This is a genomic window from Mucilaginibacter sp. P4_E8 (genome assembly GCF_056401495.1).
In genome coordinates this window covers 1-18,433 of the sequence record NZ_JBFUJG010000057.1, presented here as the reverse complement: position 1 = coordinate 18,433, position 18,433 = coordinate 1, and the positions used below count along the sequence as shown (strand labels likewise).

General features: G+C 39.5%; 18 protein-coding genes. 6 read left to right on the top strand and 12 right to left on the bottom strand.

Annotated features, from left to right (window positions below; genetic code table 11):
* The first annotated feature begins 223 nt into the window (after nt 1–223).
* Nucleotides 224–1,675: an MBOAT family O-acyltransferase gene (locus AC1DRQ_RS18575; RefSeq protein WP_477426258.1), complete on the top strand. Its 1,452-nt coding sequence runs from the start codon at nt 224–226 to the stop codon at nt 1,673–1,675.
* Between the two features lie 4 nt (nt 1,676–1,679).
* Entirely contained in the window at nt 1,680–2,630 is a 951-nt protein-coding gene (locus tag AC1DRQ_RS18570) for a hypothetical protein (RefSeq protein ID WP_477426257.1), read from the top strand.
* A gap of 440 nt (nt 2,631–3,070) precedes the next feature.
* Here AC1DRQ_RS18570 and AC1DRQ_RS18565 read toward each other — a convergent pair whose 3' ends face one another.
* The 3 genes from AC1DRQ_RS18565 to AC1DRQ_RS18555 all read right to left on the bottom strand — a co-directional run bounded on the left by AC1DRQ_RS18565 (nt 3,071) and on the right by AC1DRQ_RS18555 (nt 5,895).
* The gene (locus tag AC1DRQ_RS18565; RefSeq protein WP_477426255.1) at nt 3,071–3,988 is read right to left on the bottom strand and encodes a helix-turn-helix domain-containing protein; all 918 of its coding nucleotides are present in this window, start codon (nt 3,986–3,988) and stop codon (nt 3,071–3,073) included.
* Nucleotides 3,989–4,049: 61 nt separating this feature from the next.
* Nucleotides 4,050–4,781: a LytR/AlgR family response regulator transcription factor gene (locus AC1DRQ_RS18560; protein ID WP_477426253.1), complete on the bottom strand. Its 732-nt coding sequence runs from the start codon at nt 4,779–4,781 to the stop codon at nt 4,050–4,052.
* Nucleotides 4,756–5,895 (bottom strand): sensor histidine kinase, encoded by a 1,140-nt coding sequence (locus AC1DRQ_RS18555; RefSeq protein ID WP_477426251.1) that lies wholly within the window; start codon nt 5,893–5,895, stop codon nt 4,756–4,758. The genes AC1DRQ_RS18560 and AC1DRQ_RS18555 overlap by 26 nt, the downstream gene beginning before the upstream one ends.
* Before the next feature lie 238 nt (nt 5,896–6,133).
* On the opposite strand from AC1DRQ_RS18555, the gene AC1DRQ_RS18550 reads away from it, so the two are divergent.
* Nucleotides 6,134–6,442, top strand: coding sequence for a hypothetical protein (locus AC1DRQ_RS18550; protein ID WP_477426249.1), 309 nt, complete (start codon nt 6,134–6,136; stop codon nt 6,440–6,442).
* A gap of 58 nt (nt 6,443–6,500) precedes the next feature.
* Here AC1DRQ_RS18550 and ispG read toward each other — a convergent pair whose 3' ends face one another.
* Entirely contained in the window at nt 6,501–8,570 is a 2,070-nt protein-coding gene (ispG, locus tag AC1DRQ_RS18545) for a (E)-4-hydroxy-3-methylbut-2-enyl-diphosphate synthase (protein ID WP_477426247.1), read from the bottom strand.
* A 189-nt stretch (nt 8,571–8,759) separates the two neighbouring features.
* On the opposite strand from ispG, the gene AC1DRQ_RS18540 reads away from it, so the two are divergent.
* Both AC1DRQ_RS18540 and AC1DRQ_RS18535 read left to right on the top strand, forming a co-directional pair.
* A complete protein-coding gene (locus AC1DRQ_RS18540; RefSeq protein WP_477426245.1) occupies nt 8,760–8,975 on the top strand; it encodes a hypothetical protein in 216 nt (71 codons plus the stop codon).
* Nucleotides 8,972–9,250, top strand: a complete 279-nt coding sequence (locus AC1DRQ_RS18535) for a type II toxin-antitoxin system RelE/ParE family toxin (protein WP_477426243.1) — start codon at nt 8,972–8,974, stop codon at nt 9,248–9,250. Before AC1DRQ_RS18540 ends, AC1DRQ_RS18535 begins: the two co-directional genes overlap by 4 nt.
* A gap of 12 nt (nt 9,251–9,262) precedes the next feature.
* Here the strand turns inward: AC1DRQ_RS18535 and AC1DRQ_RS18530 are convergent, their stop codons facing one another.
* From AC1DRQ_RS18530 to AC1DRQ_RS18495, 8 genes are all read right to left on the bottom strand, one after another.
* On the bottom strand, nt 9,263–9,874 hold the full coding sequence (locus AC1DRQ_RS18530) for an RDD family protein (protein ID WP_477426241.1): 612 nt from the start codon (nt 9,872–9,874) through the stop codon (nt 9,263–9,265).
* Nucleotides 9,875–10,068: 194 nt separating this feature from the next.
* Nucleotides 10,069–11,064: an MBL fold metallo-hydrolase gene (locus tag AC1DRQ_RS18525; protein WP_477426239.1), complete on the bottom strand. Its 996-nt coding sequence runs from the start codon at nt 11,062–11,064 to the stop codon at nt 10,069–10,071.
* A gap of 81 nt (nt 11,065–11,145) precedes the next feature.
* Nucleotides 11,146–11,976, bottom strand: a complete 831-nt coding sequence (locus tag AC1DRQ_RS18520) for an alpha/beta hydrolase family protein (RefSeq protein WP_477426237.1) — start codon at nt 11,974–11,976, stop codon at nt 11,146–11,148.
* A gap of 1 nt (nt 11,977) precedes the next feature.
* Complete coding sequence (locus AC1DRQ_RS18515; protein ID WP_477426236.1) at nt 11,978–12,427, bottom strand: RDD family protein; 450 nt, start codon at nt 12,425–12,427, stop codon at nt 11,978–11,980.
* A 99-nt stretch (nt 12,428–12,526) separates the two neighbouring features.
* A complete protein-coding gene (locus AC1DRQ_RS18510; RefSeq protein WP_477426234.1) occupies nt 12,527–13,735 on the bottom strand; it encodes an MFS transporter in 1,209 nt (402 codons plus the stop codon).
* A gap of 76 nt (nt 13,736–13,811) precedes the next feature.
* Nucleotides 13,812–14,090 carry an ArsR/SmtB family transcription factor gene (locus AC1DRQ_RS18505; RefSeq protein WP_477426232.1) on the bottom strand — a complete coding sequence of 93 codons (279 nt, stop codon included), beginning with the start codon at nt 14,088–14,090 and terminating at the stop codon, nt 13,812–13,814.
* A 346-nt stretch (nt 14,091–14,436) separates the two neighbouring features.
* Entirely contained in the window at nt 14,437–14,958 is a 522-nt protein-coding gene (locus AC1DRQ_RS18500; protein WP_477426230.1) for a hypothetical protein, read from the bottom strand.
* A gap of 58 nt (nt 14,959–15,016) precedes the next feature.
* Nucleotides 15,017–16,543 carry a carbon-nitrogen hydrolase family protein gene (locus tag AC1DRQ_RS18495; protein ID WP_429394036.1) on the bottom strand — a complete coding sequence of 509 codons (1,527 nt, stop codon included), beginning with the start codon at nt 16,541–16,543 and terminating at the stop codon, nt 15,017–15,019.
* A gap of 371 nt (nt 16,544–16,914) precedes the next feature.
* Here AC1DRQ_RS18495 and hemA point away from each other — a divergent pair, with 371 nt between their 5' ends.
* Nucleotides 16,915–18,141 (top strand): glutamyl-tRNA reductase, encoded by a 1,227-nt coding sequence (hemA, locus tag AC1DRQ_RS18490; protein WP_477426227.1) that lies wholly within the window; start codon nt 16,915–16,917, stop codon nt 18,139–18,141.
* Nucleotides 18,142–18,433 lie beyond the last annotated feature (292 nt).

Here is an 18,433-nt window from a genome sequence, read left to right as displayed (position 1 = left end):
AAGTTTATACACGTGTAAAAAAGTGTATAAAAATGTAAAATATCTATACACATCAGTTACAAATAAGCTGCAAAACCATTTGAGTATTAAATTGATGTGATTATAAAAGTTAATTTTAATTGCACTAATCACACTTATAGAACCGGTATTAAATAAAGCGAATTAAAAGTTTTAAGCATATAAGTGTGCCAGTAATAAATCACAGTTGTAAAAAACAATTACTATGCTTTTTAACTCGCTTAGCTTTGCCATTTTTTTGCCCATAGTTTTTATTTTATACTGGTTTGTTGCCAATAAAAACTTAAAGTATCAAAACTTTTTATTGCTTTGCGCAAGCTATTATTTTTATGCCTGCTGGGACTGGCGCTTTCTGTTCTTGCTCATCTTCTCAACATTGTTAGATTATTTTACGGGACTTAAAATGTCTGAAACCGAAAATCGGAACAAAAGGCGGTTTTGGTTTTGGCTTAGCGTTTCGGTAAATATTGGTTTCCTGGGGGTGTTTAAATATTATAACTTCTTTGCCGAATCTTTTGCCGATGCGGCCCTGAATTTTGGGATGCATGTAAGCCCCTGGACCTTAAAAGTTATATTACCCGTTGGTATTTCCTTTTATACCTTTCACGGCCTGTCATATGTTATTGATATTTATAAGAACAAGATAAAAGCCGAAAGAAATTTTATTGATTATTCTTTTTTCGTTAGTTTTTTTCCGCTTTTGGTGGCGGGGCCTATTGAGCGGGCAACCCATCTTTTACCTCAAATAAAAAAAGAAAGAACCTTTGACTATTTAAAAGCGGCAGATGGCTTACGACAAATATTGTGGGGCTTTTTTAAGAAAGCAGTAATTGCTGATCAATGTTCTGTTTACGCAAATATGATCTTTGCCAATTCAGACCATTATCCCGGCAGTACACTTATACTGGGCGCCCTTTTCTTCACTTTTCAAATTTATTGTGATTTCTCGGGTTACTCAGACATGGCCCTGGGTATTGCCAGGCTTTTTGGGATTGAGCTGTTGCGGAATTTTGCCTTTCCTTATTTTTCAAGGGATATAGCTGAGTTTTGGCGGCGATGGCATATTTCGCTCTCCAGCTGGTTTCGTGATTATTTGTATATACCACTGGGGGGTAGTAAGGGCGGAACCTGGATGAAGATAAGGAATACAATAATTATTTTTTTAGTAAGCGGTTTTTGGCATGGCGCCAACTGGACGTTTATTGTATGGGGGCTTTTGAATGCCTTATTTATTATGCCCTCCATCATTTTTAATACCAACAGGAACAATCTTGAAATTGTGGCAAAAGGAAAAAGCCTGCCAACAATAAAAGAGTTTTTTCAAATGGTGCTAACCTTTTCATTGGTTGTTTTTGCCTGGATATTTTTCAGGGCAAATAATTTAACACATGCTATAAGCTATATAAAAACGATATTTTCCAAATCAACGTTTTCCGTTCCTCAAATGGATGTTAGTGGATTTGAAATATTGAACACCATATTACTCATTATAGGTTTTTTAATAATTGAATGGAACGGGCGCGAAAACCAATACGCTATTGCAACATTAGGAATATTTAAAAAAAGAAGTTACCGGCTGGCATTTTATTTTACTTTAATCCTAACCATATATTTATTTATGGGCAGGGAGCAACAGTTCATTTATTTTCAATTTTAAGATCATGGAGAAGTTTTTAAAAAGAACAATTTGGTTTATAGTAATGGCTGTTTGTTTGCTTGTTTCGGTAATATATATACCTAATTACCTGGTTGATAAAGAATCTAAGTTTTACATTCAACGGAGTAGTAAAATTGTATTGTTTGGGCATTCGCACCCTGAATGTGCTTTTAATGATTCTTTAATTTCCAATTTTAAAAACCTGTCCCATTCATCAGAGCCTTATTTTTATACCTATCAGAAAATAAAAAAGGTTTTATCGCAAAATCCGCAAATAGAAACAGTTTTAATAGAGTACTCAAATAATCAGATAGACGAGAAAATGAATGACTGGACATGGGGATATAAATACATGTCGAATATGTTTCCGCAATATGTTTCATTTATGGATAAATCAGACATAGATCTGTTAATAGAAAACAACCCCAAAGATTTTATGAATTGTATGTCTATTTCAACCCGGAAAAATCTAATACGGCTTTTTACCTGGAACTATAATTTTTCTGACGGCTTGGGCGGGTATTTGCGTATTGATAAACTTCGTAACGCAACCAACGATGCTGGAAAGGAGGCTGTAAGTAATAACACAGGCAATAATAGTACAAACATATCAAGTGTTAATATCGACTATCTACAAAAAATAATCACGTACTGTCATGCTCAACATAAAAAAGTTTTCCTGGTCAGGAGCCCCCTGCATAAAAATTATGAATACTTAAAAAATGAAAAAGATTTTACAAGAATAAGGAACGAGAAATTTTCAGATATTGATTTTTTAGATTTTAATAAATTTCCCTTAAATGATGATGATTTTGCAGACTATGGACACCTGAATTATAAGGGCGCCACCAAGTTTTCTAAGTGGTTTAATACCATGGTAAATTCAGGATTACTGCTAAATAAAAATAAACAAGCTTTAATTGATAAAAGTTTAAGTGAATCAATAAGTATGTAATTTAAGGGAGTTTGCCAGGAATATATGTGATAACTAAAAAGGCAAACTTTGTTCAAGTTTGCCTTTTTTTATGTATCCATATATTGAGAAGCCAGGAACGGCTGTTAATTTCCGGTATTGATTAAAGACTTACCTAAGCAACTCTTGAATCAATACATTTATATATGATAGAATTTACAGCGACCTTAAAAGATCATCTGTAAATGATGGTTAAAATTTGAAAGGTTCCCCAGTAAAGCTGAAGTAGCCTGCCTTTTAATAAGTTTAAGTCTGTTTTTTTCATGACCATTATTCTTTATTGACAATACAAAGATACCTCGGGTAAGCAGGCGCATCAATCTCAATAAATCGGTTTTAACAACCAATTTTTCCGATAGGCATGTATTACCGTCAGGCAACGGTCATAACGGGAATTTTAGGAAAGAAAAACGGCGTGTTTTTTATTGGAGCAGCTTAAACTCTGAAGGATTGTAGCCAGCAAAACGTTTAAAAAAACGACTGAAATGTGAGCTGTTATCAAAGTTAAGTCGCTCGGCAATTTCTTTAATACTGAGGCCCGATGATGACAAAAGATATTGGGCCTCCAGGTACATGCGGTTGTGGATAACATGCAGGGCATTTTGCCCGGTTTCGCCCTTCACTATTTCGGTTAAATATTTTGCAGATATAAATAATTCATCGGCATATTCCTGTACGGTTTTAAGCGTTAAAAACTGCTCTTCAACCAGTTTTTTAAACTTGTATACCAGCTGGTATTGTTTACTCAAATGGCGGGTGGAGTTGAGCAAGCAGCTTTCGCAGGCCCGGTTCATTTCGTACAACAGGTCTGTTATCAAAAGCCTTAAAATTTGCAAATGGAAAGCGCCCTGCTCCCTGCTTTCGTCGCTTATTTTTTCGTACAGCGCTTTTAATGATGCTACTCCTTTTTTAGGGAGCCCATAAATGGGCGGATAATCGGGGTTTACCTCCAGCAGGTTATCTACAATGTTTTCTTTTAGGAAATTATTAGTTAAAAACTCTTTTTTAAACAGTACCTGGTATAGGAGCAGATCGTCAGAAGCATCTTCAAAAGAGGTAATAAAAGCAGGGGATACCAGGTGGATGGAGTTTGGATAAATCTCAAACACAAAATGACCTATTGTTTTTTTACAGGTACCGTTAAGACATAAAATAACTGAGTAATAATCTGTTTTAACAGGTAAGCCATGCTGTACACCTGGCTCATTACTTAGTACAGCAAAATCATCCTGGTTCCATGCATCGCTGATAATGCCAAAATCAGGTTTGCTGGTATTTACCGGGGGGAGGTGCTTTTTAAGCGTAGAAGGGATATCTAAAACAGCTATTTTATTACTCATAAATGCCCGCAAGTTAATTGGGTATAATTCAAATATAAGGTAAAATTATTTCTGCGATTGCTCAGTCCGACAGCAGCCGCTCGGCTTTTAGCTTTTTTTGAACGTCATGTTTATAATTGCGGCCAATGGGGAGCTCATGGCCAGACACCTCAACGGTTTGGGAGTAAAAGGAATCAATTTTAGCCAATGCCACCATGAACGACCGGTGAATCCTTACAAATTTGTTTTCGGGGAGCATTTCTTCCAGGATACTGATCTTTTGCCGGGTGATATATACCTGATCTTTTACCACCACTTTTACATAATCGCGCAGGCTCTCTATCCATAAAATGTCATTTACATTTACCTTGGTGGTTTTACGTTCTACTTTAAGATAAATGAAAGTTTCATGGTCGCTTACCGGTGCTTCATGCGTAATAATATTCCTGGTTTTATTTTCGGTTAGCTGGTAAATTTTATCAACAGCACGCAAAAAACGTTCAAACGAAATTGGCTTTAACAAATAATCAACCGCGTTCAACTCAAAACCTTCCAGTGCGTACTCGCTATAAGCGGTGGTGAAAATTACTTTAGGCGGGTTTTTAAGGCTCCTCAACAGATCGGTTCCTTTAATGCCCGGCATTTTTATATCCAGGAACATGAGGTCAACCTGTTTTTGCTGCAACAACTGAAAAGCCTGTATAGCATCCGCGCATTTACCAACCAGTTCCATCTGATTAAATTGCGACAGGTACTTTTCAAGCACCTCCATGGCATGGGGCTCATCATCAACTATCAATACGCGCATTTTCATGTATTTGCTTTTGTTTTGAGAGCTGTTTAACCATGTTAAGGTCCATATCAAGCACAATGAGAAAGGTTTCGTCCTCGTTCATTATTTTGAGTTTGGAGGTGGCGGGATAAAGCAGGTCGAGACGTTTCATTACATTTTTTAAACCAATGTGGCCCCTGCCCGCCAACTGATCTTCGTCAGGCTGCTGTTCTGGATTATTGTTGGCCACCTTTAATTTAAAATGATTGCCGGTAATACTTACATCAATATTGATCCAAACCTGGCCCGTTTTTTCGCTGGTGCCGTGCTTAAAGGCATTTTCAATAAAGGGCAGTATCAGTAGTGGTGCTATCAGTTTATTTTTAAGATCGCCCGTAATAGTAAAATTAATATCAATGCGATCTTCATAACGCAATTTTTCAAGTTTTACATATTGCTGCATCATGAATATTTCTTTTTCAAGCAGCACTTCATTGGCATTGCACTCGTAAAGCATATACCGCAAAATATCTGACAAACCAAGGATGAGATGTGGTGATTTTGGCGATTGATTTAAGCTTAAGGCATACAAATTATTCAGGGTATTAAATAAAAAGTGCGGGTGCACCTGTGCTTTTAAAGCGCTTAATTCGGCCTCTAAAGTGGCCTGTTTACGCTCATACCACATTTTAAACAGCTTAATGGCCAACACAAAACCAATAATGAGGTTTACGCCTTTCAGTGCGTTTACCAGGCTTTGGGTATCGAATAGTTTTATTAAAAATGGCTGTTGATTATATTTAATATAATCTATATCGGTAATAGGCATTACCCTGATCAGGTATGGATTTACAAAAAGCAAACCTACAGCCCTTGTTGTGAATAGCGAAACAATAACCAGTACCAGCAACCACACAGCGAATTTTAAATACTGCTTAACAAACAGGTACCGTGGAATTACCCAATAGGCAATGGCATAATAGTAAGCAATTTGAACCGGCATAAAAAACAGGTTGTTTCTGAGGGATACCCAAAAATTAGTTTGTATGGAGTACAAACCTGCTATGATAAAATATACGGCTATCCAAAACAATACATGCTGGTAAACCCGCGGTATTTTTATGTTTCTTAGCCGGCTATCAATAACATCATTCATATAGCTAATTTACTCTATAGCAGCCTAAAGAACTATAATATTTTATGAAAAGCGACAAACTGCATATTTTCATCGACAGACAGCAAGAAAACATTTGTTAAGGGTAATTATTTTTGATAAATGTTGATAGGGGTGCATTTGTTGCTGTTTGTACTGTATTAATTGCCGAGTATCATCAATACTTTTTAATGGTGTACAGCCTGTTTAATTTTAGTTTATAAATTAAAAAAACAGGGTTATGAAAACAATAATGATAACAGCATTGATCCTGATAAGCGCAATTTGCAGTCAGGCTCAAAACAAAGTACCAGCCAGTCATGGCTTTTGGGTGGTGGAGAGTAATATCAATAAACCAAAGGTACAAACGGTAAGGTTTTATAGTGACGACTCAAAACTGCTTTATGAGGAAACTGTAAACACTAAACTAAATTTAAAGCGTGAAAAAGTACAGCTGGCTTTAAATCAGATATCGAACAAACTGTACGAGAATAAGCAATATATGGAGAGTAAAAAGCTAATAGCTCTTGCCTTCAATTTAAAACGCTAACGATCTTTTTTAATTATACTTTTGAACAGGGGTTGGCGCGAGGTCAGCCCTGTTCTATTTATGCCTGTTCCTGCTCTACCCAGTTACCATCTTCTTTGATGATACCAATCAGCTCATCAAGCGCGTTGGCCGAGCTAATGTTTTTCTTAACAGCTTCTTTGCCACGGTAAAGCGTAATTTTATCAGTACCTGAACCTACATAGCCATAATCTGCATCGGCCATTTCGCCGGGGCCATTTACAATGCAGCCCATGATGCCAATTTTTAAACCTTTAAGGTGACTGGTACGACTGCGGATCATTTGGGTAGTAACCATCAGATCAAACAAAGTACGGCCGCAACTTGGGCACGATATATATTCTGTTTTGGAGATCCTGGAACGGGTGGCCTGCAAAATACCAAAGGCGGTTGAGGTGATCACATTGGCAGGCAGCTCAGGTGCATCAATCCAGATCCCGTCGCCAAAGCCATCAACCAACAAAGCGCCAAGATCGGTAGCGGCGTACAGTTGTAAGTTCTGAGTCTTAAGTTCTAAGTCTTCAGTCAATCGTTCGTTTTGACTTTTGACTTTCGACTTTTGGCTTTCCAACTCATCAATCAAAACTCCAAACTCATAACTTCTTTTCACTATCACCGGTACTTCCAGCCCAAGCTCTTCCAGTTTAAAGAAGAAACCGCGCTGATCGGCCATGCCATGTAGTGCTGTGGTTTCCAGTACAAATACCAATGAGTTATCAAAAGGCAGTGAACCAAATTCATCCGAATCAATATCGGCAGGGGATACCCTAACCAGGTTTAATGCTGATGAGCGGTCGCTTGCTTCCAAATATTCCCGTAATGAAAATACCGGATGGCAATTGGTTTTATCGGTCAGCTTTTGCCAGGTTGTATAGTTATAAAGCTGTTTTAAGTTACTTGGGAATACAAACGACGGCAGTTCATCGCCCAGGTAAACAAAATCAACCGATTGCTCAGCCATGTTGTATTTATCCAACAGGGGAGAGTACAGGTAGCCTGCATCGTTTAATATAGAGGCATCCTTTAAATTCTTTTTCGACAGGTCAATTACCACCCGCGGAACCATGTGCCCGCCAATAAAAGCGTTAGCCTCATAGGTATGACGTTTTTTATATTCGTAGGGACTGTGGGTTAAGTTCTGAGTCTTAAGTTCTAAGTCATGAGTTGCATTTCCAGCTTGCTGACTTTCGACTAAAGACTTTCGACTTGAATAACGCTTTACCAGTTCAATAGCAACAGGAGCTTCGGCTTCTGGTTCTTCGGTGAGGGACACGCGGACGGTATCGCCCAGGCCATCTTCCAGCAGCGTACCTATGCCTACAGCCGACTTGATGCGGCCATCTTCGCCGTCGCCGGCTTCGGTTACGCCCAGGTGCAGCGGATAGTTCATACCCTCGGCAACCATGGTTTCTACCAGTAAGCGGTAAGCCTGCACCATCACCTGCGGATTGCTCGATTTCATGGAGATCACGAGGTTATAATAGTTCAGCGTTTCGCACATCCGCATAAACTCCATTGCTGATTCTACCATACCCTGCGGGGTATCGCCATAGCGGCTCATGATGCGGTCGCTCAGTGAACCGTGGTTGGTACCAATGCGCATGGCGGTACCGTACTCCTTACAAATATTAACAAGGGGGGCAAATTTTTGATATATGCGATCCAGCTCGCCCTGATATTCCAGGTCGGTGTAATCAATCTGATCAAATTTCTTTTTATCGGCATAGTTGCCCGGATTTACACGTACTTTTTCAACTATACGTGCGGCAACTTCGGCAGCGTTTGGGGTAAAATGTATATCGGCAACAAGGGGAACGTTATAACCCCTTTGGCGAAGCTGTTTCTTGATCTCGGCCAGGTTTTTAGCCTCCTTGATGCTGGGCGCGGTAATGCGCACATACTCGCAGCCGGCGTCAACCATACGGATAGACTGCTCAACGGTACCAATGGTATCCATGGTATCGGTAGTGGTCATACTTTGTATACGGATAGGGTTATTGCCGCCCATAGGTACATCACCGATGTTAACCTCACGGGTAACAAAACGCGAATATTCGGTTAGCGAATTGCAATAACGGCCTTGCAGCAATTTAACAGCATCAGTATTCATGCAGCGGATAATTAATAAGATGCAAATTTAAGAATTATGTTGGTCATTAATTAGCTATTGTATAAAGCATAAATTAATATGACATTAACTATTGATGCTGTATAAGATATTTAAAAAATAGTCTGGCATTGATTACCAGCGTGCAAAATGGTTATTGAATAATTTAATAAAATTCTTTAAATTTGATTAATGACAACTCAATTCATCACCAATGATAAAGGCGAAAAAACCGCTGTAATTATTCCAATAAGCGAATATGAGGATTTATTGCACCAGCATCATTTAAATCTTGAGCTTACAGATGAATACAAAACAATGATGGATGGTATGCTTAATGAAGAATCTGCCGGGAAAGCCGAATACGTGTCTTTTCAAAGTATAAAAGATAGATTTCTTCCTAAATGATCTACGAGATTATTTTCAGACTTAAGGCTGAAAAAGATTTAGAAGACATCCAGGATTATTACAATAAAATACTTCAAAGCCTTACTGATAAATTCTTTTTAGAGTTTTTCGGAACGATGGAATTTATTGAACGCGAGCCCCAATTATTTCAGGTTAGATATCGCGGAATCAGAATAGCTCCTTTATACCAATTTCCTTTTGGCATTCATTATAAAGAGACAAAAAATAAGATCATTGTGTACCGGGTGCTTCATACAAAAAGATACTTTAAATAGCACCCTCTCCCCTCAAAACAACCTGTCCTTGATTATCAGCGTACCCGCCATCATATCGTGCAAACATTGCTGCTTTTTATTGAAGAACGCGTACAGGTAACCAATAAAAAAGGTGCCAACAGAAAATATTTTGCACAGGTTGCGACTAATGGCCTTGCCTGTGCTGATGCGGTTGCCCTGCATATCCACCACTTTGATCTTTAACATTTGCTTGCCATAGGTGGCTTGTTTAGCCGAGCTTTCCATAATGATATGATAAATGATCTTGGCAAATGGTATGATGCCCAAAATGGTAAATGATGTTATCATACGTGTCTCCTTATCCTGAATAAACATTATCACTACAATAAACGCGATGATGATAAATACACCCAAAAGTATAAACCAGTCAAGTACCGAAGCCAGCAGCCGCTGATCAAAACTGCCAAAATATTGCATTAATAACGCGGGTTTTGTAAAGCCCAATAGCTCCCTTAATTCGGCAATTTCCTGAGCCTCTTTGTAATCGTCCATTTCGGGGGTTTTTACAAAATCGCCGGGTTTTATATGGAAGCCTTTTAATTCTTCAATACTAAAAGGCCCTTCGGGTCTACCTTCAATTACTAATATGTAGGTTTGAGCCATTAGTTGAATTACTTTTGAGTTGGAATGGTTAAAGGTGGAAAAGTTACACTAAAATAAATAATAAACGCACCATTAGCATAACCAAGCAAGCACTTTTACCTCCTTGTCATCCTGAGCATAGCGAAGGATCTATTCATGAATATGTCAATCGGCGATCAGATGCTTCGCTACGCTCAGCATGACAAAGCTTTTTATTACAAATACGATTTCCACCAGTTGGAGTTATATTCACCTGTAACCTCAGTCGGTTTTCCCGGCTCGGGTACAAACAGATCAATGTTTTTATCTTTTGCCAGAGTTGTTAAACGTTCAATAGGCTCATACCAGGCGTGTGGTGCCAGGTTAAACGTGCCATAATGAATGGGCATCATTAGTTTTCCCTTTAAGGCCATATGCGCGTTTGAGGCATGATCAGGACCCATATGAATATCTGGCCAGTATTTGCCATAAGCACCAACTTCCAGCATGGTGAGATCAAACGGACCAAACGCTTCGCCAATGTCTGCAAAGCTTGGCGACCAGCCCGAATCGGCACCAAAATAAATATTATGTTTTGGCCCTTTTATTACAAATGACGACCATAATGTTTCGTTCCGGTTAACCACACCACGACCCGAAAAATGCCTCGCCGGTGCTGCAGTAATCACCATGTCATTGCCGATCATTATACTATCGCCCCAATCCATTTCGGTAATATAGTTTTCAATAATGCCCCATTTGCGCAAGTATTGGCCAACACCGATGGAACAATAAAAAGGGATGGTTGAACCGGCGAAATATTTAATGGTGTCTTTGTCAAAATGGTCATAATGATCATGCGAAATGATCACTGCATCAAGCGGTGGCAGCTCGCTCAACAAAAGCGGTGGTTCAAAAAAGCGTTTTGGACCCATGAATTTAGAGAACGAAGCACGCCCGCCCCAAACAGGGTCGGTAAGTATGCGTTTGCCATCAATCTCGATTAATATGCTGGAATGCCCTATCCAGGTAATGCGCAGACCACTTGCCGGCGGGGTTTGGTAAACAGTAGTATCAGTTTTAAAAGGGCCTATTGTTTTCTTAGGATTATTTTCGGCTTTGTTATTCATGTACTCCCGCAAAATGGGGACTATCTTGCCAAAGCCTGCTTCATCAGTGGGTATTACGTTTAAATATTTTTTTCCTTTTTTGCGCGATCCGTCTAAACTCATATAAACAATTATAGTACTATATATTTATTTATTAAGAGACAGCAACCATTAAAAAGTTACGATGAATATAATGAACCGGTTTTATTGACGCAAAAATGATATTGCCCTATCGCAAAACTCCACTAACGAAGCCGGCAGGGTATCACTTGCATAAGGGTGCGAGCCTCCAAATGTATGGTCGCTGCCGGGGAGTACAAAAAATTCGGCATTGGGTTGTGCTGTATACAGCTCCTGCGCATGTGCCAGGGGAACAGTTTGGTCCGCTTCGCCATGCATCAGCAGCCAGGGTTGGGTTATTTCAGCTGCCTTCGCGGCAATATCCAGGCGTAAGGGGTGTTTGTCCAGATCATCCAACAAAGTTGATTTGACCGGCATCTGCTGCCCGGTGCGTGCATTATGCATATAGATGATACCCTGCAGCCGCCATTGTACCTCGCTTTGTTTGGGCCAAAGATTACGGAAACCGGATATAGAAGCCATGGTGACCAGTTTTTTGATCCTGCTGTCTTCGGCAGTTTTAATGATGCTGATACCGCCGCCCATGCTATGGCCAATTAAAAATACGCCGTTGGCCACCGCCATGCCCGATCCGCTGCAGGCAAAATCAATAATGGTATCCAGATCTTCCAGTTCTATCGAGAAAGTGTTATCGCTGAAAGCGGTAAGGTCGGCAAAATCAACAGGATTATCTGGCGTGGTACCGTTATGCGAAAAATTGAACTTTAAATACTTGAAACCATTGCAGGCGAAATAATCGGCCAGCAGGTTATGGGTGCCCCAATCTTTAAATCCCTTAAAACCATGCGCAAAAATTACCAGTGGCGCGTTTTTAAAGGCATCATCATAAGTTACATCTATTAGCATTGGTCGACCTTTGGCGCCGGGGAGGGTGTAATTGTCTTTACGGATCATTTTAAAATATAACTTCGGTTTCAATAATATCACTTGCTTTTACAACTAAAGTATTTGCTAACAGATCGCCTAATCTTTGGTGTTTTTCTGTTTTAGATATACAAATCATTGCAGGGATGCCATACATGAAAATATCAATAGGGTCGCAAATGCGACGTTTAAATGCATCTTTTACAGTGACCTTAGAGCCATCCGCTTTTATCACTTTTAACTTGCACAGATCATGACCTGGGGTGGAGCTTACAGACTCTAATACCACAAAATAAAGAAACCAAACTATTGGTAATGGTAATGTAGCCATTCCTGTAACCTGCATGGTACCATCCTGGGTTGAGTGACCAAATAAATAGACGTATATAAAAAAGAAAATACCATAAATAGTGTAATCAATAAGGGTGGCCAGTATTCGCAATTTAATATAGGCCTTTGGTACAACTTCAATGAATTTCATGACCGAAAATTACACTTTTTTGCCATTAAAGGTAATATAATATCATTACTGATGCACTCATGCCAACAGTCCTTATTATAATATAAGTTTATTAAAATCTTACTCGCAAACAACTGCCTGAACGGGTTCCGGCTCATTGATTTCATTAGTAAGTTCTTTACTTGCCTCTTGTTTTTCGTTAATGGTTACAAAGCTAAGACCAAGTGCCAGTAACAGCAGGGGCACAGTCATCCAGATCACTTCATGAATGCCGTAATGGGCAATAACAAAGCCACCCAGCAAGCTGCCCATGGTAATGCCCGCGTTAAAAAAGGATGGCAGCAAACTGTTTACAAAATCAAGCGCTTTACCGTGGATGCCATCAATAACATGGAGGTTGGCTACCAAAAAACCACCTGTATGTATAAAACCCCAAACCGAAAKAATGGTTACCATAGGGATAAACAATCCCCCGAATTTGTACGCCAGTAAATGCATGATTACCAGTGCCAGCAAAAACAAACGACTTGTTACCGGTATATTTTTACTTAACGCTATACCTGTAAGCCAGTTGCCAACTATGCCTGTACCACCAAAAACCAGCAGCATGATACTTATCTGCACGCCGTTCATGTGCGAAACTTTATCTAAATATTCGGCCAGGTAACCGTAGGTGGCAAACATGCCCGCCAGTACAATGGTCGACGTTAAAAGCCTAACCCATAATTGTGCACTGCCCAATATTTTTACCTGGCTTTTGGTGCTTGCCTGTTCTTTGTCAGCCGGCATAGTTGGTACAAAAAGGGCCAGTGCTGCAAAGGCCAGTAAATTTATAAAAGCCGAGAGGACAAATGATGCCCGCCAGTTAAACAGATCGGCCATATAAGTGGTTAATGGTACGCCTAATACAGTAGCCACGCTCAGGCCTGCCATGACTATGGCAATAGCCTTAGGCGCATCTTTTGGTCCGGCTTGTTTTGATGCAGCTGTCATAGATACCGCCCAAAATACGGGGTGTAAAAACGCGGGCAAAATACGGGCTATCATCAGCACGGTAAAGTTAGGCGCTACTGCCGAAAGCAGGTTGGAGATCACAAATATGCCCAGTACAAGACACATGATTGTTTTACGGTTCATTTTTGCCGTAAGCATATTGGTAAAGGGGCCTGCCAGGGCTACGGTTAAGGCAAACCCGCTAAGCAGCCATCCTGCTGTATCAATAGAAATATGAAATTCCTTTACCAGCGCAGGCAGTATCCCGATAACGCCAAATTCGGTGGTGATTATCCCAAAAGCACCCAGGGCCATGATATAGATAGATTTTTTCATGAATTTTATATTTAAATATTTGAATGTTTCTATAAATTAGAGCAAAACAAGCCAGTTTTTTTCTTTCTAATAAAGTCTAATCTTTCAGTTCGTTTAAACAAGCGATGTAATCGTTGAGTACCTGTTGGTTCAATACATATTTGAGATTGCGGCCTTCCTTTTGGGGCAGCAACAACTCAGCATCTACCAACTGTTTTAAATGATGCGAAACAGAGGGCTGCGTAAGATCAAGCAGGTCATTTACCTCTGCACAATAAAGACAATCTTTCTTTTTTTTAAACTCCTGTAAAATAGCTATCCGGCTGGTGTCGCTCAGCGCCCTGGATATTTTTTCTATTTTTTTGTTGTCCATCATTTATGGCTGATCATGGTTTATGATCATTTGCCGGTGCAAAGATATATATTGGTATTGATATATAGAAATGTTTCTATGTGTTTTGTAGAAGTGGGAAATATAAACGTAGTCATTTCGACGAGGAACGAGGAGAAATCTTATGCGACAACAAATTCGCTTAACATGTTATACAAGATTTCTTTCGCACTACACTCATATACTGGCGCGAGTATGCAGCGCAGGCCGCGTGCGGGGCGTACTCATGACTATAGTTGTGATGGATGTGGTTTGCAACTACCTTAAAGGTGTCGATAGTCTAAAGACTACCGGCATAATTGTCCGAAGTCCGAGACTTCGGACAGCGTAATTAAAGGCTTATATTGTTTTCATTCAAATATTTCTCAATATCTTGTTGCCAGGAAGCATCCCCGCCCCAGAATTTTTTTGATATTGGGTTATCTAAACTGAGGTCAATAATAAAAAGAGATATTTTATCCTCCCTTTCCTGTTTCTTAGCAAAATCCTTTAGCCAGGAAAAATCGCCATTTAATACATTTTTCATATTTTTAATCATATTCGAATTTTGAACCAATTGAAGTTTAGCGTCATAAGTTCTTTCGGACTTATCAGCAGCTTCCTTTAACGGCCAAAGAAATTTATAGACCGCCCAAACACTATAACCCGGACTGTCACGAGGCTCTGATATTTGTTTAAATTGGCATGAAATATCTCCTCTATCATAAGTGAATCTAATATTACACTTTGTACCTAATAGTAAATAGTAACCTTCATATGGCTCTACAAGTTTTAAATGAAATTCTTGTATTAAGTCTTTAAAACTATCCTCGATATCTTGCCTAAATGCACGATAATTTGTTAATAGATCCATAATTATTTATTTTGATATACCCGCTTGCGGTAAGCGTTAGGTTTACGATCTTTTAAAACTACACCTTTTTCCCATTAAAGGTAATATTATACAGATCAGTCCGGCGGTCTTTAAGGTTTTGTACGCTGCCGTACTCATGTAGTTCTTCCAGGGTCGAAAGGTCAACATCAGCAATCACAATCATTTCGGTATTGGGTGTAGCCTCAGATTGTATACCATTGGTAGGGAAACCAAAATCTGACGGAGTAAACACTGCCGATTGTGCATAGGAGATCCCCATATTGTTTACATTGGGCAAATTGCCCACACAACCCGCAATGGCAACAAAGCATTCATTCTCCACCGCGCGGGCCTGGGCACAAAACTTAACCCGGTTATACCCGTTTTGGGTGTCGGTTAAAAAGGGAACAAACAAGATTTGCATATCCTGACTGGCCAGTATGCGTGATAACTCCGGAAACTCCACATCGTAACAGATCAGGATGCCTATTTTACCGGCATCAGTTTCAAATACCTTTACCTCGTCGCCACCGCGCATACCCCATGAGCTGATCTCGGCTGGGGTAGGGTGTATCTTATAAACCTCCTCCATACTGCCGTTGCGTCTAAACAGGTAGGATACATTATATAACGATTCCTCAAAAATAGTGGGCATGCTGCCTGCTATAATGTTTACGTTGTAGGATACCGCCAGTTTTGAAAATTCCTCAATAATGGGTTGGGTATACTTAGCCAGCTCGCGCATGGCCTTTGCCGAATCCATGTGGTTATAATCGGCCATAAGCGGTGTGTTGAACAGCTCGGGGAACAAAATAAAATCGGCCTGGTAATCGCTCACGGCGTCAACAAAATATTCGGCATGTTTCATTAGCTCGCTAATGTTGCTGTATGCACGCATTTGCCATTGCACCAAACCTATGCGTACCACGGTTTTTTGATTAATAGCCGTGCTGATCTCCTCATAATAAACATTGTTCCACTCAATCAGCGTAGCAAAACCTTTGGATCGGCTGTCTTCGGGCAGGTAATTACGCAATATTTTACGCACATGGAAATCATTTGCCAGTTGGAATGACAGGGTAGGGTCATAGATCTCCTTATATTTTACCTTATCAATATACTGGCGGGGTGTAAGGTCGTTCTGGTATTTCTGATAATTGGGTATGCGGCCACCAGCTATGATGCTTTTGAGATTCAGCTTTTCGCACAGGGCTTTACGGGCTTCATAAAGACGGCGCGCTAATCGCAGGCCCCGGTAATTAGGGTGTATAAAAACATCAATACCGTATAAAACATCCCCTTTTTCGGTATGCGTTTTAAAGGTACTGTCGCCGGTTATTTGTTTGTAGGTATGGTTGTCGCCAAATTTCTGATAGTCGACAATAATAGATAAGGCACAACCTACTACTATATCATTAACGGTAATACAGATCTGTCCTTCGGGAAAAATCCGGATAAGCCTTTTAATGGAATTGGCGTCCCAATAATCCTCGTCCATATCCATATAGGCCGATTTCATTGATTTTTTTAATTCCTGGTAATCCTGTACTTCCAGGTTACGCATTTCAACACTTTGCAGATCCATATTTTTATTTGTGTCTGTTTTGATTATCTAATATAAGGTTTCCTATGCCACCAGTCCCAAATAATGAGCTTGATTGTACAGTCGGGTAGGGCGATTAATGCGGGATGATGTGATAGTTGATGCCAGGTTTTTAAAATGATTAATTTCTGCAAATGTGCATTCGATTATTAGTGCAGCAAGACCTGTGTTTTTTTTTTAAACGCATTGCTTAATATACATAATTTTGCTATATATTGTTTTAAGCACTTTAAATGTGGTTTTATGGTCATTTCACCTAATTTATAACCATTCTAAATACTCCTGTTTGACAAAGTGTTGACATTGCAACGCTTTTATAGTGATATTTTTGTTCGGTCAAATTTAAAACTGCTTTGAAGTATTTAAAGGTTATTGCTTTTACACACAAACAGATTGAACTGAAGGAATTAGGTAGATTGGTGATTTGCCAGGAAAATCTGACAGAAAAACTTCAACAAGTTAAAACTCAATTTGGGATACCAGAGATATTTTATCTGGCTACGTGCAACCGTGTTGAATTTGTTATGACAACCCCACAGGTTGTTGATAAGGATTTTGCAAAACGGTTCATCGAAGCTTTTAATACTGAGCTGTGCCATGATTCGCTGAGCACATTTATGGATAGTGCTTCTATCTATGAAGACCAGGAAGCTATGGTTCACCTGTTACGTACTTCATGCTCGCTGGAAAGTTTGATAGTTGGCGAAAAGGAGATCCTGGCCCAACTGCGCAAGGCTTATGAACACTGCAAAGAGGCCGGCCTTACCGGCGATGGTTTACGCATGGTGATGAACTGTGTTGTTAAAACAGCCAAAGAGGTTTATACCCATACCAATATTTCAAAAAATCCTATTTCGGTGGTGTCATTAGCTTACCGCAAGCTTAAAGATCTTAACCTGTGTTCAAATGCCCGTGTATTAATTATTGGTGCAGGCGAAACCAACCGTAATATTTCAAAATATCTTCAAAAACATAAGTTTTCAAATTTCTCGGTTTTTAATCGCACAGTTTCAAAAGCCCAGCAACTTGCTGTTGACCTTAATGGCGAAGCATTTGATCTGGAGGCTTTAAAAACATACAATAAAGGTTTTGATGTGATTATTACCTGCACATCGGCAGTTGAACCTATTATCACTACCGAAATATATAAATCGCTGCTTAACGGCGAAACCACCCGCAAAACCATTGTGGATCTGGCTATACCTAATGATACTGCTCCCGAAGTACTGGAACTGTTCCCGGTTAATTTTATCGAAGTGCACTCATTAAATGAGGTTGCCAAACGTAACCTACAGGAGCGTTACCAGGAATTGGTACATGCCGAAACCATAATTGAGCAAAATATAGCTGAGTTTTTAACCCAGTTAAAACAACGCCGTATTGAAGTGGCCATGCGCCAGGTACCCGAAAAAATCAAGGAGATCCGCAACACCGCCATCAATTCTGTTTTTGCCGATGAGGTTCAGGGCATGGACGAGCAATCGCGCGAGATCCTGGAAAAGGTGATCAATTACATGGAGAAAAAATATATCAGTGTGCCCATGATCATGGCTAAAGATATATTGATCAACGAAAATTGATTTTTAATTTCCTCAGTTCTTATTAAGCAAGTCATTTGATTAAACGCGTCATTGCCTTTAGATTAGCTTCAACAAAATAATATAGGTTATTATTATTGTTGAAGCTTTCTTTTTGCTTCTTTTTCTTTGTTAATAACCTTGATTTTTGTGGAAAAAGTTAACAACGGTAAGGGTTCATTATCGTCATTGCCAGGCTTAAAGGCCTATGCCTCGATTAAATCCCTTACCGCTTGTTTTAAACTGTGACATCAAATAGAAATTAGAGTTTGGAAGGCTCATTAGTAAGGTATTG

Bases quoted from the DNA above. Each gene is read 5' to 3' on its own strand.
- AC1DRQ_RS18575 (WP_477426258.1), top strand. From the start codon at position 224: ATGCTTTTTAACTCGCTTAGCTTTGCCATTTTTTTGCCCATAGTTTTT.
- AC1DRQ_RS18570 (WP_477426257.1), top strand. From the start codon at position 1,680: ATGGAGAAGTTTTTAAAAAGAACAATTTGGTTTATAGTAATGGCTGTT.
- AC1DRQ_RS18565 (WP_477426255.1), bottom strand. From the start codon at position 3,988: ATGAGTAATAAAATAGCTGTTTTAGATATCCCTTCTACGCTTAAAAAG.
- AC1DRQ_RS18560 (WP_477426253.1), bottom strand. From the start codon at position 4,781: ATGAAAATGCGCGTATTGATAGTTGATGATGAGCCCCATGCCATGGAG.
- AC1DRQ_RS18555 (WP_477426251.1), bottom strand. From the start codon at position 5,895: ATGAATGATGTTATTGATAGCCGGCTAAGAAACATAAAAATACCGCGG.
- AC1DRQ_RS18550 (WP_477426249.1), top strand. From the start codon at position 6,134: ATGAAAACAATAATGATAACAGCATTGATCCTGATAAGCGCAATTTGC.
- ispG (WP_477426247.1), bottom strand. From the start codon at position 8,570: ATGAATACTGATGCTGTTAAATTGCTGCAAGGCCGTTATTGCAATTCG.
- AC1DRQ_RS18540 (WP_477426245.1), top strand. From the start codon at position 8,760: ATGACAACTCAATTCATCACCAATGATAAAGGCGAAAAAACCGCTGTA.
- AC1DRQ_RS18535 (WP_477426243.1), top strand. From the start codon at position 8,972: ATGATCTACGAGATTATTTTCAGACTTAAGGCTGAAAAAGATTTAGAA.
- AC1DRQ_RS18530 (WP_477426241.1), bottom strand. From the start codon at position 9,874: ATGGCTCAAACCTACATATTAGTAATTGAAGGTAGACCCGAAGGGCCT.
- AC1DRQ_RS18525 (WP_477426239.1), bottom strand. From the start codon at position 11,064: ATGAGTTTAGACGGATCGCGCAAAAAAGGAAAAAAATATTTAAACGTA.
- AC1DRQ_RS18520 (WP_477426237.1), bottom strand. From the start codon at position 11,976: ATGATCCGTAAAGACAATTACACCCTCCCCGGCGCCAAAGGTCGACCA.
- AC1DRQ_RS18515 (WP_477426236.1), bottom strand. From the start codon at position 12,427: ATGAAATTCATTGAAGTTGTACCAAAGGCCTATATTAAATTGCGAATA.
- AC1DRQ_RS18505 (WP_477426232.1), bottom strand. From the start codon at position 14,090: ATGATGGACAACAAAAAAATAGAAAAAATATCCAGGGCGCTGAGCGAC.
- AC1DRQ_RS18500 (WP_477426230.1), bottom strand. From the start codon at position 14,958: ATGGATCTATTAACAAATTATCGTGCATTTAGGCAAGATATCGAGGAT.
- AC1DRQ_RS18495 (WP_429394036.1), bottom strand. From the start codon at position 16,543: ATGGATCTGCAAAGTGTTGAAATGCGTAACCTGGAAGTACAGGATTAC.